General features: G+C 68.9%; 27 protein-coding genes and 3 pseudogenes. 15 read left to right on the top strand and 15 right to left on the bottom strand.

Going from position 1 to position 26,363, the window contains the following annotated elements:
• Positions 1-200: 200 nt before the first annotated feature.
• From MXD57_RS23560 to MXD57_RS23550, 3 genes are all read right to left on the bottom strand, one after another.
• On the bottom strand, positions 201-995 hold the full coding sequence (locus MXD57_RS23560; protein ID WP_250403759.1) for a hypothetical protein: 795 nt from the start codon (positions 993-995) through the stop codon (positions 201-203).
• A gap of 11 nt (positions 996-1,006) precedes the next feature.
• The gene (locus MXD57_RS23555) at positions 1,007-1,396 is read right to left on the bottom strand and encodes a peptidoglycan-binding domain-containing protein (RefSeq protein WP_250403758.1); all 390 of its coding nucleotides are present in this window, start codon (positions 1,394-1,396) and stop codon (positions 1,007-1,009) included.
• Positions 1,397-1,848: 452 nt separating this feature from the next.
• Complete coding sequence (locus tag MXD57_RS23550) at positions 1,849-3,171, bottom strand: MATE family efflux transporter (RefSeq protein ID WP_250403757.1); 1,323 nt, start codon at positions 3,169-3,171, stop codon at positions 1,849-1,851.
• Positions 3,172-3,268: 97 nt separating this feature from the next.
• Between MXD57_RS23550 and MXD57_RS23545 the strand changes: the two genes are divergently transcribed.
• Entirely contained in the window at positions 3,269-3,802 is a 534-nt protein-coding gene (locus MXD57_RS23545; RefSeq protein WP_250403756.1) for a helix-turn-helix transcriptional regulator, read from the top strand.
• A gap of 754 nt (positions 3,803-4,556) precedes the next feature.
• Here the strand turns inward: MXD57_RS23545 and MXD57_RS32070 are convergent.
• The 3 genes and pseudogenes from MXD57_RS32070 to MXD57_RS23535 form a co-directional block, all read right to left on the bottom strand.
• Positions 4,557-4,982: pseudogene (locus tag MXD57_RS32070) on the bottom strand (transposase); the annotation flags it as partial.
• Between the two features lie 36 nt (positions 4,983-5,018).
• Positions 5,019-5,435: pseudogene (locus tag MXD57_RS32065) on the bottom strand (IS110 family transposase); the annotation flags it as partial.
• 418 nt (positions 5,436-5,853) lie between these two features.
• Positions 5,854-6,711, bottom strand: a complete 858-nt coding sequence (locus MXD57_RS23535) for an alpha/beta fold hydrolase (RefSeq protein ID WP_250403794.1) — start codon at positions 6,709-6,711, stop codon at positions 5,854-5,856.
• Between the two features lie 61 nt (positions 6,712-6,772).
• Between MXD57_RS23535 and MXD57_RS23530 the strand changes: the two genes are divergently transcribed.
• From MXD57_RS23530 to MXD57_RS23505, 6 genes are all read left to right on the top strand, one after another.
• Positions 6,773-7,363 carry a TetR/AcrR family transcriptional regulator gene (locus MXD57_RS23530; RefSeq protein ID WP_250403754.1) on the top strand — a complete coding sequence of 197 codons (591 nt, stop codon included), beginning with the start codon at positions 6,773-6,775 and terminating at the stop codon, positions 7,361-7,363.
• Positions 7,364-8,154: 791 nt separating this feature from the next.
• Positions 8,155-8,535 carry a site-specific integrase gene (locus MXD57_RS23525; RefSeq protein WP_250403753.1) on the top strand — a complete coding sequence of 127 codons (381 nt, stop codon included), beginning with the start codon at positions 8,155-8,157 and terminating at the stop codon, positions 8,533-8,535.
• A gap of 504 nt (positions 8,536-9,039) precedes the next feature.
• On the top strand, positions 9,040-10,185 hold the full coding sequence (locus MXD57_RS23520) for an SMI1/KNR4 family protein (RefSeq protein ID WP_250403752.1): 1,146 nt from the start codon (positions 9,040-9,042) through the stop codon (positions 10,183-10,185).
• A gap of 82 nt (positions 10,186-10,267) precedes the next feature.
• Positions 10,268-10,870, top strand: a complete 603-nt coding sequence (locus MXD57_RS23515; protein ID WP_250403751.1) for a hypothetical protein — start codon at positions 10,268-10,270, stop codon at positions 10,868-10,870.
• A gap of 12 nt (positions 10,871-10,882) precedes the next feature.
• Entirely contained in the window at positions 10,883-11,158 is a 276-nt protein-coding gene (locus tag MXD57_RS23510; protein WP_250403750.1) for a hypothetical protein, read from the top strand.
• Positions 11,151-11,813, top strand: coding sequence for a hypothetical protein (locus tag MXD57_RS23505; RefSeq protein WP_250403749.1), 663 nt, complete (start codon positions 11,151-11,153; stop codon positions 11,811-11,813). Before MXD57_RS23510 ends, MXD57_RS23505 begins: the two co-directional genes overlap by 8 nt.
• 128 nt (positions 11,814-11,941) lie before the next feature.
• On the opposite strand, the gene MXD57_RS23500 is transcribed toward MXD57_RS23505, so the two are convergent.
• A complete protein-coding gene (locus MXD57_RS23500; RefSeq protein WP_250403748.1) occupies positions 11,942-12,847 on the bottom strand; it encodes an oxidoreductase in 906 nt (301 codons plus the stop codon).
• Positions 12,848-13,647: 800 nt separating this feature from the next.
• Between MXD57_RS23500 and MXD57_RS23495 the strand changes: the two genes are divergently transcribed.
• The 5 genes from MXD57_RS23495 to MXD57_RS23480 all read left to right on the top strand — a co-directional run bounded on the left by MXD57_RS23495 (position 13,648) and on the right by MXD57_RS23480 (position 16,621).
• Positions 13,648-14,373, top strand: a complete 726-nt coding sequence (locus MXD57_RS23495) for a dienelactone hydrolase family protein (RefSeq protein ID WP_250403747.1) — start codon at positions 13,648-13,650, stop codon at positions 14,371-14,373.
• 356 nt (positions 14,374-14,729) lie between these two features.
• Positions 14,730-15,098 carry a Mu transposase domain-containing protein gene (locus MXD57_RS23490; protein ID WP_250403746.1) on the top strand — a complete coding sequence of 123 codons (369 nt, stop codon included), beginning with the start codon at positions 14,730-14,732 and terminating at the stop codon, positions 15,096-15,098.
• A gap of 44 nt (positions 15,099-15,142) precedes the next feature.
• Complete coding sequence (locus MXD57_RS31590; protein ID WP_284505987.1) at positions 15,143-15,736, top strand: hypothetical protein; 594 nt, start codon at positions 15,143-15,145, stop codon at positions 15,734-15,736.
• Positions 15,736-16,044, top strand: coding sequence for an ATP-binding protein (locus tag MXD57_RS31585; protein ID WP_284505986.1), 309 nt, complete (start codon positions 15,736-15,738; stop codon positions 16,042-16,044). Before MXD57_RS31590 ends, MXD57_RS31585 begins: the two co-directional genes overlap by 1 nt.
• On the top strand, positions 15,998-16,621 hold the full coding sequence (locus MXD57_RS23480) for a hypothetical protein (protein WP_250403745.1): 624 nt from the start codon (positions 15,998-16,000) through the stop codon (positions 16,619-16,621). The genes MXD57_RS31585 and MXD57_RS23480 overlap by 47 nt, the downstream gene beginning before the upstream one ends.
• Here MXD57_RS23480 and MXD57_RS23475 read toward each other — a convergent pair.
• On the bottom strand, positions 16,605-17,192 hold the full coding sequence (locus MXD57_RS23475; protein ID WP_250403793.1) for an NUDIX hydrolase: 588 nt from the start codon (positions 17,190-17,192) through the stop codon (positions 16,605-16,607). The genes MXD57_RS23480 and MXD57_RS23475 overlap by 17 nt on opposite strands.
• Positions 17,193-17,310: 118 nt before the next feature.
• Here MXD57_RS23475 and MXD57_RS23470 point away from each other — a divergent pair.
• Positions 17,311-17,424: pseudogene (locus MXD57_RS23470) on the top strand (IS21-like element helper ATPase IstB); the annotation flags it as partial.
• Between the two features lie 24 nt (positions 17,425-17,448).
• Here the strand turns inward: MXD57_RS23470 and MXD57_RS23465 are convergent.
• The 4 genes from MXD57_RS23465 to MXD57_RS23450 form a co-directional block, all read right to left on the bottom strand.
• Positions 17,449-18,156 (bottom strand): MBL fold metallo-hydrolase, encoded by a 708-nt coding sequence (locus MXD57_RS23465; protein ID WP_250403744.1) that lies wholly within the window; start codon positions 18,154-18,156, stop codon positions 17,449-17,451.
• Between the two features lie 47 nt (positions 18,157-18,203).
• A complete protein-coding gene (locus MXD57_RS23460) occupies positions 18,204-18,395 on the bottom strand; it encodes a hypothetical protein (RefSeq protein WP_250403743.1) in 192 nt (63 codons plus the stop codon).
• 157 nt (positions 18,396-18,552) lie between these two features.
• Positions 18,553-19,128 carry a CGNR zinc finger domain-containing protein gene (locus MXD57_RS23455; protein ID WP_250403742.1) on the bottom strand — a complete coding sequence of 192 codons (576 nt, stop codon included), beginning with the start codon at positions 19,126-19,128 and terminating at the stop codon, positions 18,553-18,555.
• 416 nt (positions 19,129-19,544) lie between these two features.
• Positions 19,545-19,799, bottom strand: coding sequence for a hypothetical protein (locus tag MXD57_RS23450; protein WP_250403741.1), 255 nt, complete (start codon positions 19,797-19,799; stop codon positions 19,545-19,547).
• 521 nt (positions 19,800-20,320) lie between these two features.
• Between MXD57_RS23450 and MXD57_RS23445 the strand changes: the two genes are divergently transcribed.
• Both MXD57_RS23445 and MXD57_RS23440 read left to right on the top strand, forming a co-directional pair.
• Entirely contained in the window at positions 20,321-20,998 is a 678-nt protein-coding gene (locus tag MXD57_RS23445) for an MFS transporter (RefSeq protein WP_250403740.1), read from the top strand.
• 214 nt (positions 20,999-21,212) lie between these two features.
• Positions 21,213-21,704, top strand: coding sequence for an SDR family NAD(P)-dependent oxidoreductase (locus MXD57_RS23440; protein ID WP_250403739.1), 492 nt, complete (start codon positions 21,213-21,215; stop codon positions 21,702-21,704).
• A gap of 68 nt (positions 21,705-21,772) precedes the next feature.
• Here the strand turns inward: MXD57_RS23440 and MXD57_RS23435 are convergent, their stop codons facing one another.
• The 3 genes from MXD57_RS23435 to MXD57_RS23425 form a co-directional block, all read right to left on the bottom strand.
• Entirely contained in the window at positions 21,773-22,501 is a 729-nt protein-coding gene (locus MXD57_RS23435) for an SDR family oxidoreductase (RefSeq protein WP_250403738.1), read from the bottom strand.
• Positions 22,502-22,861: 360 nt separating this feature from the next.
• Complete coding sequence (locus MXD57_RS23430; protein WP_250403737.1) at positions 22,862-25,717, bottom strand: type 2 lanthipeptide synthetase LanM family protein; 2,856 nt, start codon at positions 25,715-25,717, stop codon at positions 22,862-22,864.
• Between the two features lie 102 nt (positions 25,718-25,819).
• Entirely contained in the window at positions 25,820-26,020 is a 201-nt protein-coding gene (locus MXD57_RS23425) for a DUF6229 family protein (RefSeq protein ID WP_250403736.1), read from the bottom strand.
• Between the last annotated feature and the right edge of the window lie 343 nt (positions 26,021-26,363).

Genomic DNA, 26,363 nt, shown 5'->3' with positions numbered 1-26,363 from the left:
GACGCAGGCCTGCCGGACTCCGGCTCCGTAGAGCAAATACAGAAGGCTCACACAATCCTCAAGACGCCCACATCGTCTTGGTGACGCCGCGTAAGCAGATGAGGGTGCAGCAGATGGCGGTGACGGCGAGCCACTTCCTGGCCTTCACCGTGATCTGCTGCTACAAACGCCTCCTCACGCTGACCATGTAGGACACGGTGTCAGGCGCCGTCGACGTACGGTACGCCCATGAGCTGGTGGAGCAGGCGGCGGTCGATGATGATGATCGGCGTGGTCAGGCGGCCGCCGAACTCGACCAGGGCCGTTTCGATGCCGAGCAGCGCAGCAGTGAGCCTGGCCCGACCGATCACCCCGGCCCGCACGGCTGTCTGGCCGATCAGCACACGCATTGCACTGAGCACCCCGGCCAGCTTCGCCGCGGCCTCCCGGCCGTTGAGGGGCAGCTGCCGGATGGAGGTGAGCACGGGCTGGAGGGCGGACTGGGTGGAGGGGATCAGTCGTGGCTCGATATTGCGGGCGGTCAGCTGAGCAGACATGGCGTTCAGCTGGTTGGTGACGAGGGCCTGCGGGGTGCGGCCGATTTCGGGACCGAGGCCGCCCTGCCCGAGCACGACCCCCTGCAGGCGAGTGGGATCGGTCTGCCGCAGCACGGTCGCCGCGTTGTTCGTCTCCCGGGCGATCCTCAAGTAGTCATCCGCAAGCTTGAGGACGGGGTCGCACAGGCTGCGTACGCGCACGCCGAGCGCGGGTCCAACGCCCTGCAAACGGTTCAGGACCAGCTCAGCCACGTCGCGGTTGCTCTGGATGTTACGGGCGGTGTTCAGCACGTCCCCGAGGTGGTTGAACCCGCCGGGGCCGATGACCCCGCCTTGGGCTTCGAACAGCGCGGCCTCGTGCGAACCCTGGTAGATGCCGTGCATCGCGCCGCGTGAGGAGTTGAAGAGCGCGAGAAGGGCCTGGGAAAGCTCCAGGATGAGTTCTTCAGTCGGATCCACGGCCTGCGCTCCTACTCCGCGAAGATCGACTGGACGAGGGTCTGCAGCTCGGCGTCGTCGAGCACCGGGTCCTCCACGACCGGTGGCTCCTCCTCGACCGGCCGGTGAGAAAGCAGCAGCGCGAACATGGTGACGGTGCGCAGCTCGTCGAGCACCCCCACCGTCTGCTCTTCGAGCGCCGTGATGGCCTGCGCTCCGGGATCGATCCGGCCGTCGACGATCCCCGTCACAACGGTCTGGAACTCCTCGATCGCTCCGATGGTTCGGGGGCCGACGAGTCCATCGAGGGCCAGCACCGTCTGACCGCGCTCGGCGCGGAAAATGTTGAGCAGCCCTTGGACGTACTGCACTTCACGCCGCAGATTCGCGCCGTTCCGGCCGACTGACTGACTAATGGGCATGGGGTGGCCTCCACACAGGCTCAACTGGGCGTCAGTCGTACACGGTGGCAGCCCCGCCGTCCGCGCACGGGGGACCACGCCCGGGGGTGTCACCCGGGTTCCCCCGGCCGGAGCACCCCGATCGCGAAGAGCTGAACCGCTGCACAGCCCAGCGGGTAAAGGGGGCAGAGGGTGGCTTCGATGACCGAGGGACTGTAAATCGTTCGGCGTGACTCCCGATCATGGAGGATGCATCGATGACCAGTGAGAATCACCTGCCCACGGTTCGGTCGGCTCCCTCAACTGGCCTGGGAGGGCGCGAACTTCGGAATGAATCTTGCCGAACACGCCCCGGGCCGCGTCCCGGCACCGACGTGTTCCACGTCTGCGAGCTCGTCCCGATCCTGCCGATCGGATCTGAGCGCGCCGCATGGCCTTGTTCACCCGATCTCATGAACAAGGCTATTGCCGCCTCAGCCCACCCGCACCAAGGACACCCTCGTCTCCGCCTGACTCCGGGCGCGCCGCAGCAGCACCGCGGCGGCCGCGCACTGCACGGCCATGGCGAGCCCCAGCGCCAGGCAGACGCCGGGCAGGCCGAGGCCGGACAGGGCGTACGCCAGGGGCAGTTGGACGGCGGTGCCGAGCAGGGTGACCCGGACCAGCGCGGGTGCTCCCCCGCTGCCCTCGAAGACCCCGCCGAGCGCGATGAAGCACGCCATCAGCAGTAGGTAGGGGCCGATGCAGCGCAGGAACAGCACGCCCTGGTGGGCGACGTCGGGTCCGGCGCCGAACGCGGCCATGATCCAGGGTGCGGCGGCGGCGAACAGAGCGGTGGCACCGAGCCCCAGCGTCCCGGAGAGTCGTACCGCCTGCCGGCCGATGTCCCTCCGTGCGTCCTCGCCCGCGCCCCGGGTGTGCGCGGTGTGGATGGCGGCGGCCTGCCGTGCCGCGTAGAAGGCCATGGTGGCGACGTACATCACCTTGTACGCGATGGCGTAGGCGGCCACCGCGGTCACGCCGAGCCGGGCGACGATCGCGACCAGTACCAGTGCCCCTCCTTGCCGCACGGTGAAGTCGGCGGACATGGGCAGCCCGGTGGTGAGCGCGCGGTGCAGGGCGGCGGGGAGCGGGTCGGTGGGACGGGCCTTGGCGGCCGTCCGCAGCAGCGCGTTGCGGCGCAGGGAGCGCAGGCCCACCGCGAGGGCCGCGCAGCGGCACAGCACGGTGGAGGCGGCGGCGCCCAGCACGCCGTAGAGGTGGATGAGGACAGGGTCGCACAGCAGGATCAGCCCGTTGGCCAGGAGGGCGAGCCGCAGGGGGGTGCGCGTGTCGCCGGTGCCCTTGAGGATGCCGTCGATGAGCTGCTGGGCGAAGAAGACAGCCGTGCCGGGCAGGGAGATCGCGAAGTAGGCCGTGGCCAGCCGCAGGGACTCGGGGTCGGCGCTGCCGAGGACCAGCCGGGCCAGGGGCCCACGCAACAGGAACCCGCCCACCGCGACGACCGGGCTGACCAGCCCGCACAGCACCCAACCGCCGCGTACGGCGGCCCGTACAGCGGCCGGGTCGCGGGCGCCCCGGGCGTGCGCCACCAGCACGGTCGTACCGGAGGCGAAGACCAGGGCGACACCGAGCAGCACGTTCTCGGTGTTGGTGGCGACGGCCACGGCGGCGACGGCGGCGCCACCGAGCCGGGAGACCCAGACGGTGTTGACGATCCCGGATGCGACCGAGGCGAGGAGCGAGAAGTAGACGGGGTGGGCGAGCGATATGAGCTGCCTGCGGTGGGGGTTCACGTCCGGCCTCCTCGACCTCACCCAAAGAGCTACCTCGGATCGAGGTAGCCCGAAAAGAGGTATCATGGTGTCCAGGGCACCGCAAGGAGGAGAAGGCGTGCTGGAGTTGTCGATCCTCGGCTTCCTCGCCGAGGCGCCGCTGCACGGTTACGAGCTGAAGGAGCGCATCAAGACGCTGAGCGGGCATGTCCGCCCGGTCAGTGACGGCGCGCTGTACCCGGCCATCAACCGGCTCCTCGCCGCCGGGCTGCTCGACCAGCGCACGGAAGGCGGCGCGAGCGCGGCCCCGCGCCGGGTGCTGACCCTGACCGATGAAGGCCGCGCGCAGTTGCTGGCCCGGTTGCGTACGCCCAAGCAGGCCGAGATCACCGACCATGTCCGGTTCAACACGGTCCTGGCCTTCCTGCGGCACCTGGGCGACCCCGCCGAGCAGGCCGCGGTGCTGCGCCGCCGCCTGGACTTCCTGGAGACTCCATCAAGTTTCTTCTACCGGGAGGGCGAGCCGGTGCGCGCGGAGGAGGCCGGGGACCTGTTCCGGGAAGGCATGCTGCGCGTCGCCCGGGCCACCGGGACAGCGGAGCGACAATGGCTACGCGAGGCCATCGACACGCTCAGCCGAACTGCGCCCTGACGCACTCCTCGACCGCACTGCGCAGGTTCTGGAGGAGGCCGACGCCACCGGCGAGACGGAGCGGACGCGCCTGCGCCAGGAGGCATCGTGGCAGACCCGCTTCGAGTCGCTCCTGGAGAACCTGGAGGACTCCGAGCAGCAGCAGGTCGCGACCGAGCTTCAGGCACTGGTGGCCGAGCAGCAGGAATTCGCGGCCCGCCAAGGCGTAGTCGGCAACACCTTCAATGGCCCCGCCGCTCTGCAGGTCGGAAACCACAACCAGCAGGAGAACCGCTTCCACATCGCGACCTACCTGCCCGCTCCCGTAGGCCCCCGGGTCATCCTCCAGGTCTCCAATTCCATCCCTGTGTACGACCTGCGCGACGGGAGCCAGGACCTGGGCGATCATTTCGTCAGCGTGGAGGCGGTCAACACCGGTGACCAGCCGATCGCCATCACCAGCTGGGGCATCGAGCTCCCCGGTGACCGGCGCATGTTCGTCACGCGAGGCGAGAACTGGGCAACTCCGCTGCCCCACGTGCTCGCTCCCGGCGCCCCTCCCGCACGGTTCCTGATCCGAGCCGATGAGCTGCGACGGGTAGTGCGAGAGCACCGCATCCCGTACACGCAGATGCGGCCCTACGTGGGCCTGGCCGACGGGACGGTCGTGCACGCCGACCGCAGCGTGCCGTTGGCCTGACGGGCGGAGTCGCTGAGGGGCGGGCTGCCAGGGCTGGCAGCCCGCCCCTTCGTCCTGACCAGCAGATGATCGGCGGTTAGCGGCCCGGTCGCCGCCGCGTGAGAGGCGGTGCCGGTTCGGCCGGCCGCTGGACGCGGGGACCGGTGCGGCTCCGCAGAGCGCGGCGAAGGAGGCCCCGGTCCGCATGCGTTCGGGGTTGCGTCCCGCCGTGATCAGCAGCTGGGCCGCGGTGTCGGGTCCGACTCCGTAGGCGGCCCGCAGACCCGGGGTCTGGACGGTGACCTCGCTGTCCAGGGCTTTGGTCAGGGCCTCGTGCTCGCCGGTCGGCTCTTTGACGCGTCGGGCGAGGATCTTGAGCGCGGCTAGGACAGCGGCGTGGACCGCGTCCCCGGCCGACCGCAGCCGGGCCAGGGTGTCGGTGCGGTCCGTTCCTTTGAGCTGCCCGTATTTTGCGCGGATGCTCTCGGGCGCGGTGAAGAGGATGCGGGTGATCTGGTTCACGGCTGCGGTGCGTGCCTTGACGGCGGAGCGGGCGGCGTTGTGCAGAGCGCGTATGCCGGCGACGGTGCCGTCCTTGGGCACGCTGGAGGCCCGTCCGGACAGAGCGGCGCGGGCGGCGGCGTAGGCGTCGATGGGGTCGGACTTGCCGATCAGTCGGCGTTCGGCCCGGTCGGGCCGGTTGGCCTCGACGACCGTGTGCCCGTGTGAGCGGGCGGCGCGGGTGAAGCCGGCACCGTAGGAGGAAGTACCTTCCACCCCGATCGCGATCACGTGGCCGTGGGCATCCAGGAAGGCCAGGGCCGCGGCGTATCCGGCTGCGGTGGTGGTGAACTCTGCGTCTGCGAGGTGGCCGCCGTTGTCGCCTATGACCGCGACGTGGACGGTGTCGGCATGGGAGTCGACCCCGCCGAACACGTCCTGGTCGCCGATGTCCTGCGCAGCCTCTGATGCCATGCTGATGATGCCTTCCCAACCGGAGGTGGGCACCGGCCGGGTGGCGCAGACAGGACATTGAGCCGAAGCACGGTAGTTGTCACCCGCAGAGCCGGTTGAGCTGGTGAATGTGACCGGGCGAAGCAGGCTGGTTGTCACCAGTGAGGCACACGGCTTGTCACAAGTGCTTGTTCGGCAGCCTTCTTGTCACCAGTAGCGAAGATCGCAAGCTGCGGGCTGTCTGGGGCCGATGGACGGTCTGATGGGGGGCTGGTGGGGACGAGGCGTCCGGCTCGGTACAGTGCCTCGTACACGAGCTGGTGCTGTCGGGTGATCCGATGCGCCACTTCACCCGGCGCCAAGCGGCACCGACCTGGCTTGCAGCTTCGGCTGGCGGGACGGCGGTAGGGACTGTCGGACCCACCTGCCGTCCCCGCGCTCAGGAGACGTGTCGGACCGGCTCTGCTCCGGTTTCGATCAGGAAGTCGGTGAGTACTTGGGCGAGTCGTTCGGGCTGGTCCTCGGGGACGAGGGTGGATGAGTCGGCGATCTCGATCAGCCGGCCCTGCGGGTACAACCCAGCCAGCCGGGGGCCATGCTCACGCGGCATCAACCGGTCCTCGGTCGCCCAGACGACCAGTACCGGGCGGTCGAAGTCACGCAGTCGCTCGCTCCAGGCGAGCAAGGTCTTGCGCGCGGGTGCCCCGGTGGCGAATTTGGCGAAGTCTCTGCGGATGGCCCTGCTGTGGGTGGCGGGCGCGAACCAGTCGTCCATGACCTCGTCGGGGACCCCACGCAGGCTCATCCCGCCGTATCCGCCCCGGCTGTGACGGAAGGCGGGAACGCGCATGAGCCGTGTCAGGAGCCAGACGCCGCCGGGAACCCTGCACACCTGAGCCATGGCCTTGGCCGGCCCTGGGGGAAAATTGTCGAAGGCCTCGCAGGTCACCAGCACCAGGCGCGCGATGTGCTGATCCTGCCCTTCCGACACCAGGAACTGGCCCCCGCCCCAGTCATTGAGCACGAGTGTCACCTGGCCCGCACCGAGCCCCTCGATGAAATCGCCCAGGAGCCGGGCGACACCGCGCTGGGACAGGTCGGCATCCGGGTTCATCGGCTGACGGTGACCACCCAGAGGCAGCGTGGGCAGGACGCAGCGGTATCCGTCCAGCAGCGGGACCACCTTGCGCCACTGGGTCTCGTTCATCGGTAGACCGTGGCCGAACACGAGCACAGGCCCCTCACCACCGGTGTCCTGGTAGTCGATCGGTCCGGACGACAACTCGATTCTCGGCATCCCAACCCCCATTTGATAGATCGTTCTACTGTAACCTTGAAAGGAAAAGGGGTGGAAGGCAATGGGACAGACGGACACGCGAGCCAGGATCCAGAGTGCCGCCACGGTGCTGTTCCGCCGACACGGCTACTCGGCCACCGGCCTGAAGCGGATCGCGGCAGAGGCGGACGCACCGTTCGGCTCGATCTACCACTTCTTCCCTGGCGGCAAGCAGCAACTGGCCGAGGACATGATCCGCACGTCCGGAACCGAGTACGGCCGAATGGTCCTGGCGCTGCTGGAAAGCGCGCCGGACCCGATGGAGTCCCTCGTGCACGCATTCGAAGCGGCCGCGGACGACCTTGCAGCGGCCGACTATGCCGACGCGTGCCCGATCGGAACCGTGGCCCTGGAGGTCGCAAGCAGCAATGAGGTGTTGCGGATCGCGACGGCGGAGGTTTTCGAGGAGTGGGTCGGCACGGCGACAGGGTGGTTCGGCCGCTGGGTGACCGAACCGAAGACGGCGCAGTCTCTCGCGTACTCGATGGTCATGATGCTGGAGGGGGCTTTCATGCTCAGCCGGGCTGCCCGTGATCCGGAACCACTGCTGGTGGCCGGCCGATCGATGGCCAAGTTGTTGCGCACAGCCATCACTCAGGCCGACGAGGACTGATCTCGAACAACGAGAAAGACAACCTGTGCATGAGCGGCGCACAGGTTCACGGCTGGCTCCACGCGCCGGAGGACCGCTGCACCGCCGCAGGGGCGTAGCCGCCCCCGTCCAGGTCGGCAAGCGCGGGGAGGCGGAGCGCACACACGGGTGGATGAGCGACTACGGCACGACGCGCCGCTGCCGCTGGGATGGCCGCCCCACCACCCGATGCCTCAAGTGATCCATTGGCCGGTCGGTCAACGTCACACCAGTCGGTGACAACAAGCCTGCCTCGGTGACAACTACCGTGCTTCGGCTCAGACATTGAGGGGGGTTCTGACCAAGCTCCTATCAGGTCATGTTCCGCCCGGCCGGAGCCGTAAGAACAGGTTCCGGCAGCCGGACAGAACAGCGGGAGGACAGCCCAGCAGGGCGTCAGTCAGTGCCCGAGCCACGACCACCGGAACCTGAGTATCAGCATCAATGTCAGTGCCTGACCTTACGATGCGCAGACGTACTTGCCCTGAAGTTGGTTACAACGGCATCCCCGGAGACGGAACACCCCCGCGTCGGCGGGGAGGACGTAACGATGTTCTGTGGACATACGCTGTGCTGCCTCAGATCGTGTTGCGGCTGAGCGAGTCAAGTGGTCTACGAGTGGCGTCTGTTCTGGGTGGGAGCCGGGGGCAGTCCGGCAGAAGGCCGGCCCGTGCCCGGCTGGGAGGACTTGGAGGAGCGCGAGCGGGCGCTCGGGCTGCGCGAGCGGCAGCCGATCCCCATCTCGCCGAATGGCCGGGTTGATCCTCGGCTGAATGAGTGCCTGCGACGCTCGGCGTTCTCTTGCCAAGGCACAGGGCACGCAGGTCACGTACGCCCCGCTCTACCGGCTGTTCTTCACGTTTCTGTGGCAGCGCGGGCTGGACTGGGACGAGGCGTCGGAGGACGACGTCGAGGACTGGGAGGACTGGCGCCGGCGCGGGGCGACGAATCCGGCGCCGGTCGACGGCGGCACGTGGGCGAAGGAGCAGGCCGCGTTGAAGCTGCTGTACGGCATCGCGGCCCAGCGCGGCCTCGTGCCAACGAACCCGGTGACGCTCGCCTCGCCGTCGGACCCCCGCTTGGCGAACTTGGATTGCGCTCCCGTGATCGACGTACTCGGGCGAGACTCACGACAGCAGATGACCGGCGAATGAATTGGACATGACAGTTCCGTTTGCTGATCACATCTGGCTTGAAGCCGCAAGCTGCGGGCCGGAAAGTCCCCGCAGAAAAGCGTCCGTAGCTGTTTACAACGGCTCGCATGCTGGGGTGAAGGCGCGAGGGGTGGTCACTGTGATCCGATAGAGATCTTGTGTCTTCCACCCCCCGTTACCTCTACGAGGAGCTGACCGCTCTGGTGGTTGAGCTTCAGCCCACCCCACTGCCACGGCCCAGCTCACTCAAGCCGTCGACGCGGCCCCGCTCCACTCGCCAAACCGCGCGCTCACTCGCCAACTGAAGCGCTCAGTCACACAACTGTGACTGAGCGCTTCAGTTGGCGAGTGAGCACGTGAGTCGGTGACCGGAACATCCGGTATCGACGGCTTGGTGAGTCGGGGCAAGGGGCCACTCGAATCTGCTGGCCTGAACGCCACCACGGCGGACAAGACCGATGAGCGACGATCAAACTGTCAGTGGCGGCCTCTAGGGTCAGCCTTATGACAGCAGACCTGGTCCAGGCCTCATGGACTCGCATCGACGCGTGGCTGCGCGAGCACGCACCCCGCACTTTTGCCACGCTACGGCCGCCCGCAGGGGACGACGAGATCGCGGCAGCGCAAGAGGAACTCGGTGTCACCTTTCCTCCAGACCTGGTCGCTTCACTCCTCCGGCACAACGGGGCGCTGGAGGGACCTGAGGCTTTCCGGTTCAGCACAGGCGACCGGCTGCTCGGAGTGAGCGGAATCCTCGGGGACACTGGGTTCATGCGCGGCATCGACCAAGGCCTCGACGGGGAGACCGAGGGCTACTGGCTTCACGACTACGTGAAGTTCGGTTCATACGACGTGACGTCGGACGGTCTTCTGACGGATTGCCGTACCGGGCGGGACTTCTTCGGTGCGATCGGGCGGTTCTTCGACGAGACCGGCACCAGTTTCGGGGAGGCCGACTCGCTGGGTGAGTATCTGGCCGAATTGGCCGGCAAGTTTGAGCGCGGCCAGGACGCTGGTGTCGTCACGTTAAACGGCCGGCTGTTCTGGGAGGGGCCTCTGCCTGCCAGGCCGCAGTGCAGTGCCGACGAGCCCCTTCCCGGACCGGATGAGCAGCTGCCAGAGCTGGAGCTGTCCTACAGTCCCACCGACCTGCTCCACGTGAGCCACCTGGACGGGCATGAGGAACTCGGTGCGCTGATCGCGATCCTGCCGCATGAGCGGGTGGTCGACGCCGCGCGGAAGCAGCTGCGCAGACTGGCGGTCGAAACGGGCCTGAACAACTACCCGGAGGTCAAGGCAGCCCTGGACGCTTGGGAGCGCGGTGTGGCCCCGCCACAGCCGGACCAGACCGGCCCGCTCGCCTTGCGACTCCGCGCGGTGCTCGCGCAGGCCGACACCGACCGAGACAGCATTCGTAGGTGGGCCGCAGAGAAGATAGCCCTCGGGATCTGGGGGTCCCCCTACAGGTCCGTGTGCGAGAGCGCGGAGATCCGGAGTCACTTCACTGTCGACTGGCGTGCAGATCTGCATGCGGACCTAGGTAATCCGCCACTGCCACCGATACCTGACGACCGATTCTGGGGGGCGCTGCGCAACCCCGCCATCGACTCCAGTTGGTACGCGGCTCAGTACGCGCAAGACCGGAGCTGACCCTAGGGGTTGCCCTTCCGCGTGAGTGCTTCGTCTGGCGAGTTGAGCAGGGTACTGGTACAGCCCAGTTGTTGATGTTGTTTTGGGCCTTTCCCCGCGTACGGCGCGTGCCCTGCGGTGTGCTCTCGTCCTGGGTGACGTACAGGTCGTCGAGATTCCGGTGCCGGTGTGGTCCCATGCCTGCCGGCTGGACGACCTTGCGCTGCCGTACGCACTGCCCGAGTGGGCCACCGAGTGCCTGGATCTGGGGCCGGGATGGACACGTACGTGGACGGAGACGTGGAAGACCGGGAAGTCCGAGGTCATCGTCCCGGTGAAGGACCTGTCGGCGGGGCCAGCGATGGCGCCGGTGCCGGTTCGGCGGTTCTCTTGGCGGACCGGTCAGCGTCCCCGGCTCGGGCTGGAGTGCCTGGTGACGACCCGTCGGCAGCACGGCTTCGAGAGTCTGGCCGAACGCTGGCTGCTGCTGGTCCTGGACTTCGTCGGCGGGTTCGACGAGGTGCTGTCCCAGCCGTTCCGTCTGCGGTTTTCCTCCTCGGAGGGCAAGGGCTCGCACACTACGGACTTCCTCGTGCTCGCGGCGGGAGCCTCGTGGCTGGTGGACGTGCGTCCTGGGGGCCTGATCGGCGAGGGGGACGAGGTGCGGTTCGCGGTGGCAGCGCAGGTGGCGGCCGCCGCGGGCTGACGCTACATGGTGGTGACCGGCTGGCGCCGGCAGGTGCCGGCGGGGATCGACGCGTTGTCGGTGCGGCGCCGTCCGATGGCCGATCCGCTCGGGCTTGAGCGGCAGCTGCTGGCTGCGGTTGTCCGGCGTCCGTGGCGGTTCGCGGAGCTGGTGGATCAGACGCATGTTCCGGCGGTGGCCCGCACGCACGCGGTCCGTCTCCTCTGGCGCCGGCGGATGGCCGTCGACCTGACTCTGCCGTTCGGGGATGCGGCCTGGGTCTATCCGGCGGGAGGCCATGATGGATGACAAGCAGCAGCCTGCCCGGCTCGAGGACCTGAAGGACGATGACCAGAAGCGGCTCCGGCTGAGGGTGGCCCACTTCCTGGAGGCCGAGAGCGGCTTCCGCGGCGGCAGCCGACACTGGCCCCAGGAGGGTGAGCCCCGGCCCGAGTACGACCAGGAGCGGACCACGCTGGCCGAGCGGCGGCTCGCCAAAGTGGCCGAGCTGAAGGCTCTGCACCCGGACGATGCCCGTCAGCTGGGTCTGGGGCAGGTCAGCGAGCGCACGCTGCAACGGTGGTCTGCAGCCTGGCCTGAACAGGGAATCATGGGGCTGGCGGACGGCCGTCTCACCCCCGTGCTGCGGGGGCACCGCAAGGTCACGTTGCAGGTGGCGGAGGCGATTCACGCGGTCCACGCGGAGTGTCTGCACCGTTCCCGGGTGGTGCTGTCGGCGAGGGCGATGCGAGCTCAGGACAAGGCGGCCTGCGAACGCGCTTTTTTGGGAATCCAGTCACTGCTGCTGGAACTGCTTCTCGGCTACCGCGGGCGGGATGTCGCCGACCGGGGTGCCGACCCGGAGGGCGACGCGGTCTGGACCCTGGACGAGATGGAGCATCTGCTGGCTACCTGGATCGTGTGCGGGTTTACCGACCGCAGGAAGCTCGCGCACCGGTTCTGAACTGCGACGATTCATACACTACATGTCCGCTGACAGCGATTCCTGAAAACGACAAGGGATACTTCTCGCCCCACCCGGTCCGGTTCTCAGCAGACTGGGGAAGCTCACCATGCATCGCTGGCAGAGTTTCAGGCGGTGCCCTCGTCCGGCTTGTCGAGGAGGGCCAATTCCTCTTCGGTCAGACGCAGGCTTCCGGCGGTGATGTTCTCTGCCAGGTGCGCTGGGTTTGTGGTGCCGGGAATGGCCAGCACGTGCGGGCCGCGGTGGAGGGTCCAGGCAAGCCGTATCTGGGCCGGCGTCGCATGGTGGGCGCGGGCGACGGAGTGGACACGGGTGTCGTGCTCCCGGCCTGCGGCCGCCTCGCGCCGCAGGCCGGAGACCGCGAAGAACGGGAAGAAGGCGATGCCCTGCTTCCTGCACAGGTCCACCAGCCCGCTCTCGTCGGCGCGGCGCCAGTCCAGGCTGTAGGAGTTCTGCACGCAGACCACGGGCGCGATCTTCTGGGCCTCGGCCACGTGCTCGGGCAGGACAGCGGAGAGCCCGAGGTGCCGGACCAGGCCGGCCTCGCGCAGCTCAGCGAGGGCGCCGAAGTGCTCGGCGATCGAGGCCGTGCGGGGGCCGCCGGCGCGCAGGTTCACCACGTCCAGGCAGTCCCGGCCGAGCTGGCGCAGGTTCTCCTCGACCTGGCCACGCAACTGGTCGGGGCGGACCATGTAGAGCCACTCGCCGGAGGGATCGCGTCCCGGGCCGACCTTGGTGACCACGACCACGTCGCCGCGCCAGGACGACAGGGCGCGGTTGATGAGTTCGTTGGCGGACCGCAGCGGCGAGAAGTAGAAGGCGGCCGTGTCGACGTGGTTGACCCCCTGCTCGAACGCGCTGTGCAGCAGGCGGACGGCGACATCGCGGTCGATCGGCGGGCCGTCGGAGTTCCCCATCATGCCGTTGCCCGTCAGCCGCATCGCGCCGTAGCCGATGCGGTTCACCTCCAGGTCCCCGAGCTTCCAGGTCCCTGCTGCCGCTGCTGCGCTCACCGTGCTCCTTCGCCCGTCGGTTCGTCAGGTCCTGGAGTATGGGGCCGTCACGGTCTGCTGCGACAGGTCAACGGGCTGGGCGAAACGTCACATCTCTATCGGGAACTAACCATCTTCGCAAGGCCGTTGGAACTGACAAGAGAGCGTCGGCCAGGGCGAAGTTTCAGACCTTGTGCTGCTGTCCCGGCGAGGCGGCAGACGATGGTGGCTGCGTTCAGCGCGGCCGGACAAGGTGATCGCCACTCCATGGGACGGCCCGTCCACCGGGATGGTGGACGGGCCATGGAGTGCCTGGGTGGAAGGGATCAGGACTTTGGCCGTGGTTCGGTGATGCGGACTTCGAGTTCGGCGACGCGTCGGTCCTGGAAGCGCAGGTTCGAGCGGGCGGCCTTGAGCCGCTCGTCGAGAGTGCGGCTGTCGGCGGTGAGCCGGCGGACCCGCTGTTGACCGGCGAACCCATCGCTTTTCCTCGGACGGTCACCGCGGAGTCTCCGCGCGGCTCTTGCATGGCAGGCGTGCCTGCTCCGAGGTACCCCAGGATGGGCTCCAGTAGCGTCACGGAGGGGGATCAGGTGCCTGGCCTTGGGTGGGAAGACTGGACAGCCGCGCAAGTGGACCCGCGCGGGTCAGTCTCCAGCACACAGTGGCCAGGGCAGGTGATCCCGATAACGCGGCCGCGGGAACGGGGTTGGTGACTGGTCTTGTGAGCCATCGCCGCATTTCAGAGGCACACCCGCGGTGTTCTGCCCGCGGCAGAACACCGGCCGGACCGGGCTCGACGATCACTACAGTCCAGTCTCATGACGACGGTTACGACGCATACGGTCGAGTACCCGGCCGACGGATTGACGATGATCGGGCACCTCGCGTTCCCGGCCGGTGTCGACCGCCGGCCCGCGGTGCTGCTCGGACCAGAGGGCATGGGGCTCAGCGACGTCGAGCGCCGCCGAGCCGATGCTCTCGCCGAACTGGGATACGTAGCGTTGGCCTTCGACCTCCACGGCGGGCGCTATTTGCGCGACCCCGAGGAGATGCTGGCCCGTTGCATGCCGCTGCTCTCCGACCCCGACCGGATGCGGGGCATCGGCCACGCGGCTCTCGACGTGTTGCGCACCGAACCGCGGACCGACCGCGACCGGATCGCCGCCGTCGGCTACGGCACCGGGGGCGCCATCGGGCTGGAACTCGGGCGCGACGGCGTCAACCTGCGCGCGATCGCGACAGTCAACGCACTGACCACGGGCCGACCGGGCGAGGCGGCGCGCATTCGCTGCCCGGTGTGGGCCGGGGTCGGGTCGGAAGACCCGATCATGCCGCCCGCGCAACGGAACGCGTTCACCGCTGAGATGCAGGCCGCGGGGGTCGACTGGCGCCTCGCAGTCTACGGCGGCGCCTTGCACGCCTTCCACCACCCGCCGGTCGACCACCCCGTGGTCCCCGGCGTCGGCTACCATCCACGGCACGCACAGCGAGCCTGGCGCGACGTCGTCGACCTGCTCGTCGAGTGCCTGCCCGTGACGGAGTGAGCTGGTCAGTCCAAGCTCGGCCACCCGATTAGCAGCGCGTACCGGTCACCACGGCAGGTTTCTGACCTATTCCGGTCCCACCCCGTGATGACGTCACCGTGAGTGATCGTTTTCAAGTGCAGAGAAGCATCACAGCTTCCTGCGGCCAGGAGGCCTTCTTGGAAGGACACGTCCACGCGTTTCGCACGCTGGGCGGAGTTCCGGGCGCCAGAACCGCTACGACAACCTCTCGCCAGCCGTGTCGAGGGTGATCCGCAAGATCCGGTCGCGAGAAGAGCATCCGCGGTGGAAGGACTTTCGGCATCGCTCCGTTCTACTGCGAGCCGGGACTTCGCGGCGCCCACGAGAAGGGAGGCGTGGAGGGCCAGGTCGATTACTGGCGCCGCAATTGCCTGACCCCGGTGCCGCGGGTCGACTCCCTCGAAGAGCTCAACGCCCGCTTCGCGGAGTTCGAGAGGGCGGAGGAGGCCGGGCGGGTCGGGATGCGAATCCGCACCATCGGCCAGGACTTCGCCCAGGAGGCCCCGCTGCCGCTGCCCGAGGCAGGGTTCGAGACCGGCATCGCGTTCACCCCGCGAGTCGACCGCTCCGGCATGGTCGCAGTCCGGGTCTGCCGCTACTCGGCGCCTGTCCGGTTCATCAGCCGCACCGTCCACGTGATGCTGCGATCCAGCGAGGTGGTGTCTTCCACGGCCGCACCGAGATCGCCCGCCACCGCAGGCTGACCACGAAGGGCGCCGAAGGGCTCGTACTGGACCACTTCCTGGAAGTGCTGCTGGCCAAGCCGGGCGCGCTGGTCGGCTCCGAAGCCTTGGACCAGGCCCGCCGCGAGGGCACCTTCACCCTGGCTCACGAGGCGTTCTGGTCCGCGGCCAAGCACGGCCTGGGCGAGAGCGAGGGGCCCAAGGCCCTGGTTCATGTCCTGCTGCTGCACCGGCACCTGCAGCACCGCGACGTAGTCGCCGGGAATCGAGCCGCCCTCGCGATCAATGCCTGCACCGCGGACGTGGTCGCGGTGCAGGCACGCACGGCCGCCGAGTCCGAGGGCCGCTCGCCGACGGTCACCGTCACCACACCGCTGCCCGACCCGGTCACGCCGCCCGACCAGCGGCTGCCCAGTCCGACTGAACGCCGGGCCAATCGGCTGCCCGCCTCGACCGCTGGGACCAACTGCTGCACCGTCCTGAAGGGAAGCGCCCTGACTGGGCCGCGCCACACCCTGACCGAACCCGCCTCCGACGCCGCGATCGACACCGCTTGCCGGGTGCTGCGGCTGCCGACCATGCGGGCCCAGTTCGCCGACACCGTCGCCCGCGCGGAACGCGAGCACCTGTCCAACCGGCTTTCCTTGTCGAACTGCTGATGGCCGACTGCGAGGACCGCGACCGCCGCCGGTCAGAACGGCGCATCCGCGCGGCTGGCTTTCCCCGCCAGAAGTGGCTGTCCGATTTCGACTACACCGCGAACGCGAGCGTCGCCCCGGCTCTGATCAACAACCTCGCGACCTGTGAATGGGTCAAGAAGGGCGAGAAGGGCGAGCCGCTCGGGTCTGCGGCGGCCGCGACGAGCACGGGCGTCCGGTCCATGTCACGCCGCACCAGTGGCGTCACACCTTCGGCACCCGGTGATCAACAACGAGGTCCCGCAGGAGACCGTCCGCCGCCTGCGTGATCACGACTCGCACGCGATGACCGCCCATTACGCCCGTCTGTCGGACACGACCATCCGCCAGCAGTGGGAACGGGCTCGGAAGCTCAACATCGCTGGTGCACAACTCGCCATCAAATCCAGCCCGTTGGCCGATGCTGTCTGGATGAAGAACAACCTCGCCCGAGCGAAGACGGCACTGCCCAACGGCTACTGCGCTCTTCGGCTGCAGCAGAAGAGCGAGTTCGCCAATGCCTGCTTGACCTGCCCGGTCTTCGTGACCACCGCCGAGTTCCTGCCCCAGCACCGCCACCAGCTCGAGCAGACCCGGGCCTTGATCGCCAAAGCCGACCACAACGGCCATCAACGGCTCGCCGAGATGAACCGCGCGGTCGAGAAGAACCTCCTCGCAATCATCAACGGCGCAGCCACCGCAAGTAGTTGCTGCGGCAGCGGAGGCTCCTGCGTCTGTTCACGAAAACGGGTCTGCTGCACGAGCGCATCAGCCGACTCCGCACCGAGAACCAACAGCTCCGCGATGCCCTCGCCCACGCCCACGGCCAACTCCGCGCAGCCCGCCCGTCTCAACAGCGAAGGCTAGAGGTGTGCCTTGAACGCAGCTTCCGAGCGAACCGGTGAATATGCGGGTCAAAACGATCGACGGGTTCGGACAGCAGCTCATCGAACGACCACCAGCGCGCGCCATCGAACTCGCCAGGATCGAGCCGCAGCCGATGATCGTTGCTCGCAACCTCGATCACGTGCCACAAACTCACGTCCGTGTGCTGCCGCACCGCAAGGCCCTGGGTCTCGGTGACCGTGACGAACAGCGGCTCGGGGCCGAGCCAGGGCACCGCAGACGCAGAGATGCCGAGTTCCTCGACACACTCACGCCGCACCGTCTGCCACGGCAGCTCGCCGACCTCGCAGTGGCCGCCCGGGGGAAGAATCAGACCGGACTTGCGGTGTTCCGTCAGCAACATCGAGCCCGTGGCGTCGTCGAACGGGACGAAGTACGACACCAGGTGCATGGGCGGCTGGTCCGGCGGCACGATCCGGTGCAACCCAGCGCCGGAATCGATCCATTCGAGCGCAGCCTTTTGATGATCCGCCTCCAGAACGTCCGCGGGCTCAATCAAGGCAACGACTCGGGCGATCTTCTCGCGATCCATACTCACGGAGCCAGACCCTACAAAGCCCCTCTGACACCCAGGCCGTGGCAGCAGTCGAAGCCATCCGTCCACGACATGAGCTGCTGCACACCAGCGGGATTCGGAACACGAGGGCGAGATAGCAGCCGCCATCGTCGACCGCCTCACCTGCAACGGCACGATCATCGAGGCCGGCACCAAGTCCTACCGCCTTGCCCGGACCAAAGCCAGGCAGCAAGGTTCGGACAAATGATCCACTGTCATGTCCGCCGTATCCTCAACTGCCGCTCGAGGAAACTGCCGCAGCACGCAGAGCTGCCGAAGCCGATCCCACGATCGCCTCACCGTGGCCGAAGCACGCCACATCCGCATCCAGCCGGCTCAAGGCCCGCAAGGATTCCAGTGCACGAGAGCGGTCGGTGTTGAACACGCCGACCATGGTCTTGCCTCCCACGTTCGCTGCAGCGTCGCCCAGGAAGAGCACCCCGAAGGCAGGGAGATAAAGCGCAGTGCTGCCTGGAGTATGACCCGGCGCAGCCACCACGCGAGCCCCACCGCCAAAGGGAAGCACATCTTGATCACCGACCTCATGGTCCACCGCTACCGGCGGTGCCGGCGGCAGCTTCGGCTTGCTCTCGAACAAGGAGCGTTCCCAGTCCGGAGCATCCGCGAAGACCGGTGGCGGAGCCGGTGACTCCCCCCGGATCACCCCGGCGTCCAAACGGTGCGCGAACACCTCGACCCCACCCCACGCGGCGATCTCGGCAGCACCGCCGGCATGGTCCTCATGGAAGTGGGTGAGCACGATACGCCGCAGGTCCCCGGGCTTCGACCCGAAACTCAGGATGGCATCGGCGACTGCCGGACCGGCCCCCGCAGCTCCAGAATCGATCAACGTGAGCCCGTCCGCGTCACGCCACAGATACGCCTGCCCGACCTCGAAACGAAGCAGACGCAGTTCCGGCAACAGCTCAACGCTCTCCATAGGAACAACCTAGGCACCGTCGAAGCCGTGCACTCGCCGCTTCGCCCTCAGCAGATGAGCGAAAGCACGCTTGATGGCTCGAGTTCCATCGCGAAGTCACGCCAACCGGCGCCAGTACGGACCGGAACCCGGGGCCAGCCCAGCCCGCGCACCAGCTCGGCCACGCCCTCCTGCGGATGCGCCGGCATCTCTCGGTAGACCACTTCCGCCGTGGCGTCGATTCCCAGAGCGTCCAGCATGCACTTCTCCCTCTGCACCTGCGTGCGGTGGCGGGACGAGGGAGTCTGATGGCAACAACGCCCTGCCCTCGTCGTCAGCAGTGCCCGACGGTTGCCGAGCGGCAGCATTCCGAACTCACGAGCAGCACTCCGCGGCGCGGGCCGCGCCGGTGCGACTTCAGCCGGCGCGTATCGGGTCCTGGCGCTTGTTGGCGAGGAAACGCGCCTTCTTCTCGCGGTTCCCGCAGGTGTTCATCTCGCACCATCTGCGCGTGGCACCCCGGCTGGTGTCGAAGAAGGCGGCCCGGCACGTCGGGGACGCGCACAACGCCATCTTCCCCTCACGCGCGCCCGAGACGATGTCGACCGCGTCGGCGGCGATCACGCTGAGGGCGTCCTCGACGGAGGCGGAACCCAGGTGCCACTCCTGTCCGCCCTGGGGCGAAAGGACCGCCGAGGCCCGGCCGCCCGTACTGCAGTCATTGATGACCTGGACGGCCGCGGCGGGAATGGGGACCTGCGTCGCGACGGCGGTAGCGGCTTCATGGATCGCTTCACGCAGTTGCCGAGCATGCTCCAGTTGAGAGTCGCTGCACGAATCGACCTTGAGTCCGTTGACCGCCAACCAGTCGACCAGTCGCTCGGGGACGGGAACGCGTTCGACGGGTTCACCGCACCGTTCCGTGAGGGTCGCAGTGAAGCTGGTCGCCAGCACCTTGCCAAGACGGAACTCGGGGAAATGCTCGACGGGCATGGAACCACCTTAGCCGGTTGCTGTATCGAGGACAAGCAGGAGAACCGCTCCAGGTGGTTCCGCAGTGCTGGAGGGTACGACACCCGGCCCGCACCCCCGCGCCCGCAGCGCGTGGGCGGCGTCTCCGTGGACGGACGGCGCACTTCGCGGTCCTGATTACGTCGAGGGCGATTCAGGACGCTCGTAGGATCTTCCTTGGCCCTCTGCGAGCTTGCAGTATCGAAAGGGCCGGAGGACGAGCCAGTGAGCCGCGAGAAAGCAAGGCCTTGGAATTCCGGCGCCTCGCCCCGCGAGCCGATGAATTGCGCCCCTACAGGGGCAGAAGAGCTGCCGCTCCCCTGAGAAGGAGGACAGCCTATGACTGTCGCTCAGCGTCCCGACCTGCATCCGACCCGAGTCCTCGGTGAGGCCGTTCCTCAGCCGCGGACGAACCCGTCGGTGCGGGGAGGGGCTCTGGGTCCGCTCGACGGCGAGCAGTTGGAGCAGTACGAGCCAGCGGCTACCCGGTCCTCGACGACCTGCCCTCCGCGCAGGAGGTGGACCTCTACCTGTCCGAACTCCGACGCCTCGGTGAGGACCCGGAGCTGCGCGCGGGCGAGCGCATCATCCTGGAACCTGCTGCACGGCTCCAACGGGAACCTCTCGCCGTTCACGCGCTCGAACATCTTCATCGTCTGAACAGCGCGGAGATCACGCGGGGGGGCGCCCTACGCCGCGGACACGCCGCGTCCGCAGTACCTCAGCAACCGCGAATTCCCCTCCCCGCAGGGCATGTAGGGCGCCCACGTTCGTCGCCGTACAGGTGAGGCCTGCTGGCCCCGGCCGTGTCCGCGCCTCCTCTCCGGGCGCCGCACGGGCCGGGGCTCGACTTATGCAGTTCCGGCCGCCGATCCATCGCGGGGTCGGCTCCGGCACGCTACTCGCGCGGCGCCCCGGGCAGGAGTGTGGAACCGGCTTGGCCGATTGCCACGGGAATCACAGGCTGATAGAACCGCCTTAGATGGTTCACCTCGACTCGGAGACTTCATGGCGCCCTCGAAAGCCAGCCCTGAGCGCCCTGCGGCGCACACACGCCCCACCGGGCTCGGAGAGAGAAGACCGACGGCTGATTTAGCAGTCCTGCCGGGCGTCGTCGCAGTGGTCCTTCCCTTGCTGCGCTCGCCGAAGAAGGCCAACCGAGACGAGGTCTGCCATGACCGGAACTGTCGTTGCTCCAGCGCCGTCCACCGCCGTGTCGAAGAAGGTCCTCCTCCCACTGCTGCTGGTCCCCATGTTCCTGGGCGGTGTGGACTCCACACTGTTCAACTCCATCGCCTACGACCTGCCAGTCCTGACCGAGTCATGGCGCCTGTGGTTCATCGACGGATACACGATCGCCCTCGCCTCCAGCGTCGTCCTCGGCTCGCGTCTAGGCGCACGCCTGGGTCCCGGCGTGACGCTGGCGACCGGCCTCTTCGTCTTCGCCCTCGCGGGGGCGAGTCCCGCACTGCTGGACTCGGCGGCGACGTGGACGGCTAGCCGGTTCATCCAGGGCTTCGGCTACGCGCTGATCGTCTCCAGCGTCGCCTCGGTCATCGGCGGACTGCCCGAGACGTCGGAGCGTACCCTCGGCTACTCCCTGTGGATCACCACGTACAGCTTCGGAGCCGGTGCGGGACCTCTGATCGGCCGGGCGTTCGTCGGCATGGACGCGTACGCGATGCTCTTCTGGCTGCCCGCCGCAGTCGCCCTGGTGTGTGGGGTGCTCGCCAGCGGGGTGCGTGGAAGTGGATCCCGGAGGTCAGGCTCGTCAAGTCGCCGCCTTGGGCAACAGGCACCACGATGGCGCGGTGGAGTCGCGATGAACCGGGACGGTTCGCAGGGGGACTGACAAACCATCCGGTTGCTGGTCTGGGACCGGCTTCCCGGCACACCAGTGGACGTCACCGCTCCGGAGGACGTCGCCGCGGCTGCCGCGGCCGCCGATGACGTCAGCATCGTGATCAACAACGCGGGTGTCGGAGGTTTCGACACCGAGCTGCTGGCGGGCTCCTTCGACGGCGCGAGCGGGGCAATGGAGATCAACTACTTTCGGGACCTGGGCCGTGTCCCGTGCTTTCGCCCCAGTCCTGGCCCGCGACGGCGGCGGCGCACTGATCAATATGCTGTCGGTGACCTCCTGGACGTCCCGGCCGGACTACCCCGGTTGTGCGGCCTCCAAGGCAGCCCAGTGGTCCTTGACGGGCGCACTGCGGGAAGGTCTGCGCGAGCAGGGAGCGCTCGTGATCGGCGTCCACGCCGGTTTCGTGGAGACGGATCTCAGCTGCTTTGCGAACGCACCGATGATCAGCGCGGAGGACGTCGCGGAGCAGGCCATGGACGCTCTGGCGGACGACCGGGGTGAAGTCCTGCCGACGAGCGGACCGGGGAGGTCAAGCACGCTCTGTCGCGACCGGTCGAACGGTGAGAAGACGTCGGATCAACCTGGAGGCGCCGCTCGCGGCGGATGGCTGCCTGATTCCCGCGCAGCGCGCGAAGTGCCGGATCACTCCTCGGGGCATCTGGGTGACACCGCGGCACGTCGGTCCATCCCCTGATGACGGTGAGGGTGACGGTCACGATTGTCCACCTCAGTCGACCGCTCAACGGACACGAGGCGGGGATCTCAGGAGAGCCAGTCGGCGTAGTGGGTGGGGGCGAGGCGCGCGTTCTTGTCGGTGAGGACATCACCCTTGACGACGGCGAACATGCCGGCGGTGGGGTCAGTGACGACGGTGCGGCTGTCGCCCCTGTGGGACATGGTCATCCGGCCCAGCTCGTCCAGGGGGAAGACCTCGGGTCCCGCGATGTTGCGGATGCCGTTCAGCGGCGCCCCGACGGCGACTTCCGCCACCGCGTCGGCTACGTCCTTGGAAGCGATGGGCTGAATGGGCGTGGCGGGCAGCCGGACGGTGTCGGCGTCCGCGGTCCAGGACAGGACCGCGTCCATGAAGTCCATGAACTGTGTGGCCCGCACGATCGAGTAGGGGATCGGCCCGGCCATGAGGATCTTCTCCTGGAGCACCTTGGCGCGGTAGTAGTCGAGCTCCGGCACCTGGTCCGCGCCGACGATCGAGAGGATGACGAAGTGGCCGACGCCGCCCTTCTGGGCCGCGGCGAGGAGGTTGTCCATCGAGGTCTGGAAAAAGGCGAGCGAGGCTTCGTCGAAGGTCGGGGAGTTGGTCAGGTTGACGACGGCGTCGGCTCCCGTCACCGCCTCGTCCAGCCCCTGTCCGCCAATGACGTCGACTCCGGTCGACTTCGAGTGTGGTACGGCCTCGTGTCCGGCGGCGCTGAGGTTCCTGACGACCTGCGAACCGATCAGACCGGTACCGCCGATGACTGCGATCTTCATGACGTTCCTCTCCGCGCGACTGCTGCGTGATCCGGCATAGGCAACGCTATGCGGCAGGGGCATGAATCGGCTCGCCGACCGACCGAGTTCATCGGTCGCCGGGTTCGCCGATCGACCGTGCAACAGTCCCGGTTCGCCGCCGCGGCCCGCCGGTGCTCGCTCGGGATACCGAGGGCACCGCAGCGCTGCTCACCTCAGGCGGACCGGGGCTCGCGGTACGGGACCTCCGATCGGGTGAGTACAGCCGCGCGCGGTGTACGTCCAGCGGCTGGGGAAGCCTGCCGCGAGCCGGGTCCCGCCCACTGAGTCTCGTCGCTCGGCGGTCGTGCTCGGCGACGGCTGATCCGGGGCACCGGCCGGTCAGTCGAGGAGCAGGGGATCGGGCAGGGAAGCCACCGGGTGCATGCGCAGCAACGTGTGCACGACGCCCCCGAGCCCTGACATGAGGCTCGGGGAGAAGGCTTCCCGGGCCAGCCCGCCGACCGGGCCGCGCTGTTCCAGGCCGGTGAGGATCTCACCGTCCAGCTCGGCGCGCTCGCCGAACTGCACGGCGGTGAGGAACTGCCACAGCCCGAGGTCCCCGTGGCACAGTGTGTGGCTCCAGCCGAAGCCCTCGGCGGCGCAGGCGGCCGCTGCCCGCCGGGCCATGTCCAGGCGGGCCGGATCGCCGGTGCGCCGGTGGAGGTCGAGCATGCCGATCCCGATCCCGGCGCTGCCGTGGCACCAGCTCGTGAAGAAGTCCTCCTCCGCGCCGACCCTGGCGTCCTGCCAGTTGCCGGCTCCGGGCCGCCACAGGGACTCCTGGTAGGCGAAGGCCCGCTCGGCGAGCCGGCTCCAGTCGCTCCGGTCAGCCGCTGACCCCGCCTCGCTCAGGGAGAGCCGGGCCAGCGCCCAGCCGATGCCGGTCGCGCCGTGGGCGAAGCCCCCGATGCCCTCGGGGTTGAGCCGGGTCGTCCAGCGGGCGCCGCTCTCGTCCACGGTGGCCAGCCCGATCAGCCTGCGCCCGATGTGTGCGGCGGCGGCCAGCCAGCGGTCGTGCCCTGTCGCCTCGGCCAGGTCGAGCAGCGGGACGATGCCGCCGGCCGCCCCGTTCAGCAGGTCGACCTCGATGTCGTCGTCGACGAGCGGGCCCTCCAGCAGCTCAGCCCGGCGGGCCGCCCGCTCCAGCAGCCGGTCCTCGCGCGGCGCCCAGTCCTCGCCCAGCACCCGGTGCAGCGCCAGCCAGGTCCACATCTGCGACGCGGCGCCGCTGAACGCCCCGGCCGAGGGAGTCGGCGTCCGCTCCTCGGTAGCGGCCAGCACCCGCAGCGTGCCCTCGAGCGTCTCGGCGACGCCCGGCACCTCGTCGGCCCGTCCGGCCCGCGCCTCGGTCAGGTACTCGGCCAGGGTCAGGGCGACCCCGCCCTGACCGGTGTACAGGTCGGCGGGCAGCACCCTGATGGACCATCCCGCGGGTGTGAAGACGGGACTGATCCAGGTGACCGTGCCGTCCTCGCCGCGCACCGCGCCGTCGCACAACCGGCGCACCATCCGCGCGGCCAGCTCCCGGCGCCGCCGCTCCGCGTCGCGTGCGTGCGGATCGCGCGCGGCCTCCCGCACCCTCGCGGGCAGCGAGCGCTCGTTGAGGTAGGCACCCACCAGCGCGTCCTGGATCACCGCCTCCTCCAGCGTGAGGTCGGCCGTGCGCCAGTCCTCGACCGTGGCCCGTACGGCCGCCGCGTCGACGGTGAAGGTGAACATGGGGACATCGCCGACCAGGAGTTCCGCGATCTCGCCGTCGATCGTCTCCCGGTCCGTCGGCGCGCCGGGCAGTACCTCGGCGTTGCGCAGCAGGATGTCCCGGGCCCGTTCCACGGCCGCCGGCTCGTCGTGCAGCGACGCCGGGTGCCACAGCATCCGGCCGATGTCGACGTACGCCTGCGTCGGCCGCAGGATCCGGCGCGCCCGGGCGCCCTCGAAACGGCGCAACAGCCGGTAGGGGTCGGTCCCGGGCCGGCGCAGGTGCGCGGTCATCTCCTTGAAGCCCGCCAGGACCCGGTCCCAGTAGGCGCTCAGCACGGGGGTGGGACTGGGGTGGTTGCCCGCACCGGACACGGCCACCAGGTCCACGTGGAAGCGGGCCGCCGCGGTGCCGCCGTCCGCGATCACCGGGTTCGGGATGAGCGGCTGCTGTCCGGGCAGCGCCCCGACTCCGGAGATGTCCACCCCGCCGAGCGCGAAGCCGGTACCGCGCACGGGCAGCAGCCCGGTGCGCAGCACCGTGCGGCGGATCGCCGCGGCCGCCACGTCCACCGCGTCGCCCCGGCCGCTGGGCGGGAAGGGAGCGGGCGCGTCGAAGAGCGTCTCGGCGTCCACGATCACGGGCACCGGGCCCGAGGCGATCATGTTCTCGGCATGCATGTCGGTTCCGCCGGTGAAGCGCAGGACGGCCAGCCAGTGTCCGATGTTGCGGTAGAACGCGGCGAACTCGGTGTCGTCGGCGCAGTGGCGATGGCCGACGAACTCGGCCCAGCCGTAACCGCCGCGCCCCAGCATGCGCGGCACCCGGATGCGTTCCCCGGGCGCCGGGGCGTCGGGGAAGTCCGCGTAGACCTCGTCCAGCAGCCCGCCGAGCGCCACGTCGGTCTCCGGCGGACGCGGCTTGTACATCACGGTCCCGCCGGCGAAGTCGGCCCGGCTGACCGTCAGGCCGCCCCGGTGGCTGTCACCCGCCCCGAAGGTGACGGCGCGCAACTCGCCCGCCTGCGACCCCAGCAGCCGGCGGAGCAGCACCCGGTCATCGGCCAGCCGCCCCGCGAAACCGGTCGTCGCCGCCACCGACAGACGAGCCACCGAGGCGACACGGGCTGCGACGGTCGGGTACCGGCCGGCCAGCCGGTCGAGGTAGCCGTCCTCGCCGGCCTGTTCGATGAACTCGGTCCAGGTCCGTGTGTCGGTCCCCGCCGCTGCGGCCTCGGGCGCGGGTCCGCCCCCGGCCGTCATGCGCAGCGCGTGCAGTTCGATCAGGAACACGCGGGACAGTTTGGCGTGCAGGGACCGAAGCAGCGCGGTGTGACCGGCCTCCAGCACCGTGGCGCGTTCCGCGCGGTCCAGGTCGTCCACGGCGGCCAGCCGCCGGGCCAGCTCGTCCCGCCACGGCCGGGCGATGTTCCGTACGGGCCGGGCGAACCACTCGGTCTCGCCCGTCTCCTGCAGCTGTGCCACCGGTTCGCTCACCGTTCGCCGTCTCCCTCTCCACACCACGTCCATGACCCGCTGGCCCCACCGACGGGAGGAGGGAGCCGCGCCGCCTCGCGCGCGGCTCCCCCGCTCGCACGTTCAGCAGCACCAGCTGCCGTGCGACCCGCTCGGGCTGGAACAGAAGCCGTACAGGGAGTCGCTGGGGTCGTTGAGCGCGGCCTCCGTGGCGGCGCCGCCGACGTACAGCGGGCCGGCAGGGTTGATCTGGCCCTGGGCGCTCTCGGCGCCCGACAGCCAGGCTTCGAGCACGGCGGCGGTGTGAACACTGGACTGCGGCATCGGCGGCCTCCGGAGGGTGAGTCCGGGCGGATTGCCCGGACTCCCGAGTATCGCGACATCCGAACACCCGTCAGATGCCTGATTCGGCCACAGTCCACCGGTAATACTGATGCCCCCTACAGGAATCCGGGGCGGTGCCGCGCGCCCGCCGTCCCGTCCCGGCATGAGGTGCTCGACCAGCGTGTGGTCGAGCAGCCCGGTGGGGAACAGATCGCTGCCGTGGTCGGAATGACGCACTCCGCCACGGGGCACCTCCGAGACGGTCGTGCCACGCGCGGTCCGCCGGACGAACGGCAGCGGCCCCACCGGAACACCGTCCGGCGGGGCCGTTCGTCGCACTGCC

The sequence above is a fragment of the Streptomyces cellostaticus genome (assembly GCF_023630175.1).
Taxonomy (GTDB): domain Bacteria; phylum Actinomycetota; class Actinomycetes; order Streptomycetales; family Streptomycetaceae; genus Streptomyces; species Streptomyces cellostaticus_A.
Note: the sequence above shows the minus strand (reverse complement) of the source record. Positions and strands in the feature narration are given on the sequence as shown.

Excerpts from the sequence above, each read along its gene's own strand:
- MXD57_RS23555 (WP_250403758.1), bottom strand. The coding sequence starts at position 1,396 with ATGCCCATTAGTCAGTCAGTCGGCCGGAACGGCGCGAATCTGCGGCGT.
- MXD57_RS23535 (WP_250403794.1), bottom strand. The coding sequence starts at position 6,711 with ATGCCGAGAATCGAGTTGTCGTCCGGACCGATCGACTACCAGGACACC.
- MXD57_RS23530 (WP_250403754.1), top strand. The coding sequence starts at position 6,773 with ATGGGACAGACGGACACGCGAGCCAGGATCCAGAGTGCCGCCACGGTG.
- MXD57_RS23525 (WP_250403753.1), top strand. The coding sequence starts at position 8,155 with ATGAGTGCCTGCGACGCTCGGCGTTCTCTTGCCAAGGCACAGGGCACG.
- MXD57_RS23520 (WP_250403752.1), top strand. The coding sequence starts at position 9,040 with ATGACAGCAGACCTGGTCCAGGCCTCATGGACTCGCATCGACGCGTGG.
- MXD57_RS23505 (WP_250403749.1), top strand. The coding sequence starts at position 11,151 with ATGGATGACAAGCAGCAGCCTGCCCGGCTCGAGGACCTGAAGGACGAT.
- MXD57_RS23495 (WP_250403747.1), top strand. The coding sequence starts at position 13,648 with ATGACGACGGTTACGACGCATACGGTCGAGTACCCGGCCGACGGATTG.
- MXD57_RS31585 (WP_284505986.1), top strand. The coding sequence starts at position 15,736 with ATGGCCGACTGCGAGGACCGCGACCGCCGCCGGTCAGAACGGCGCATC.
- MXD57_RS23475 (WP_250403793.1), bottom strand. The coding sequence starts at position 17,192 with ATGGATCGCGAGAAGATCGCCCGAGTCGTTGCCTTGATTGAGCCCGCG.
- MXD57_RS23465 (WP_250403744.1), bottom strand. The coding sequence starts at position 18,156 with ATGGAGAGCGTTGAGCTGTTGCCGGAACTGCGTCTGCTTCGTTTCGAG.
- MXD57_RS23460 (WP_250403743.1), bottom strand. The coding sequence starts at position 18,395 with ATGCTGGACGCTCTGGGAATCGACGCCACGGCGGAAGTGGTCTACCGA.
- MXD57_RS23455 (WP_250403742.1), bottom strand. The coding sequence starts at position 19,128 with ATGCCCGTCGAGCATTTCCCCGAGTTCCGTCTTGGCAAGGTGCTGGCG.
- MXD57_RS23450 (WP_250403741.1), bottom strand. The coding sequence starts at position 19,799 with ATGAAGATGTTCGAGCGCGTGAACGGCGAGAGGTTCCCGTTGGAGCCG.
- MXD57_RS23445 (WP_250403740.1), top strand. The coding sequence starts at position 20,321 with ATGACCGGAACTGTCGTTGCTCCAGCGCCGTCCACCGCCGTGTCGAAG.
- MXD57_RS23435 (WP_250403738.1), bottom strand. The coding sequence starts at position 22,501 with ATGAAGATCGCAGTCATCGGCGGTACCGGTCTGATCGGTTCGCAGGTC.
- MXD57_RS23425 (WP_250403736.1), bottom strand. The coding sequence starts at position 26,020 with ATGCCGCAGTCCAGTGTTCACACCGCCGCCGTGCTCGAAGCCTGGCTG.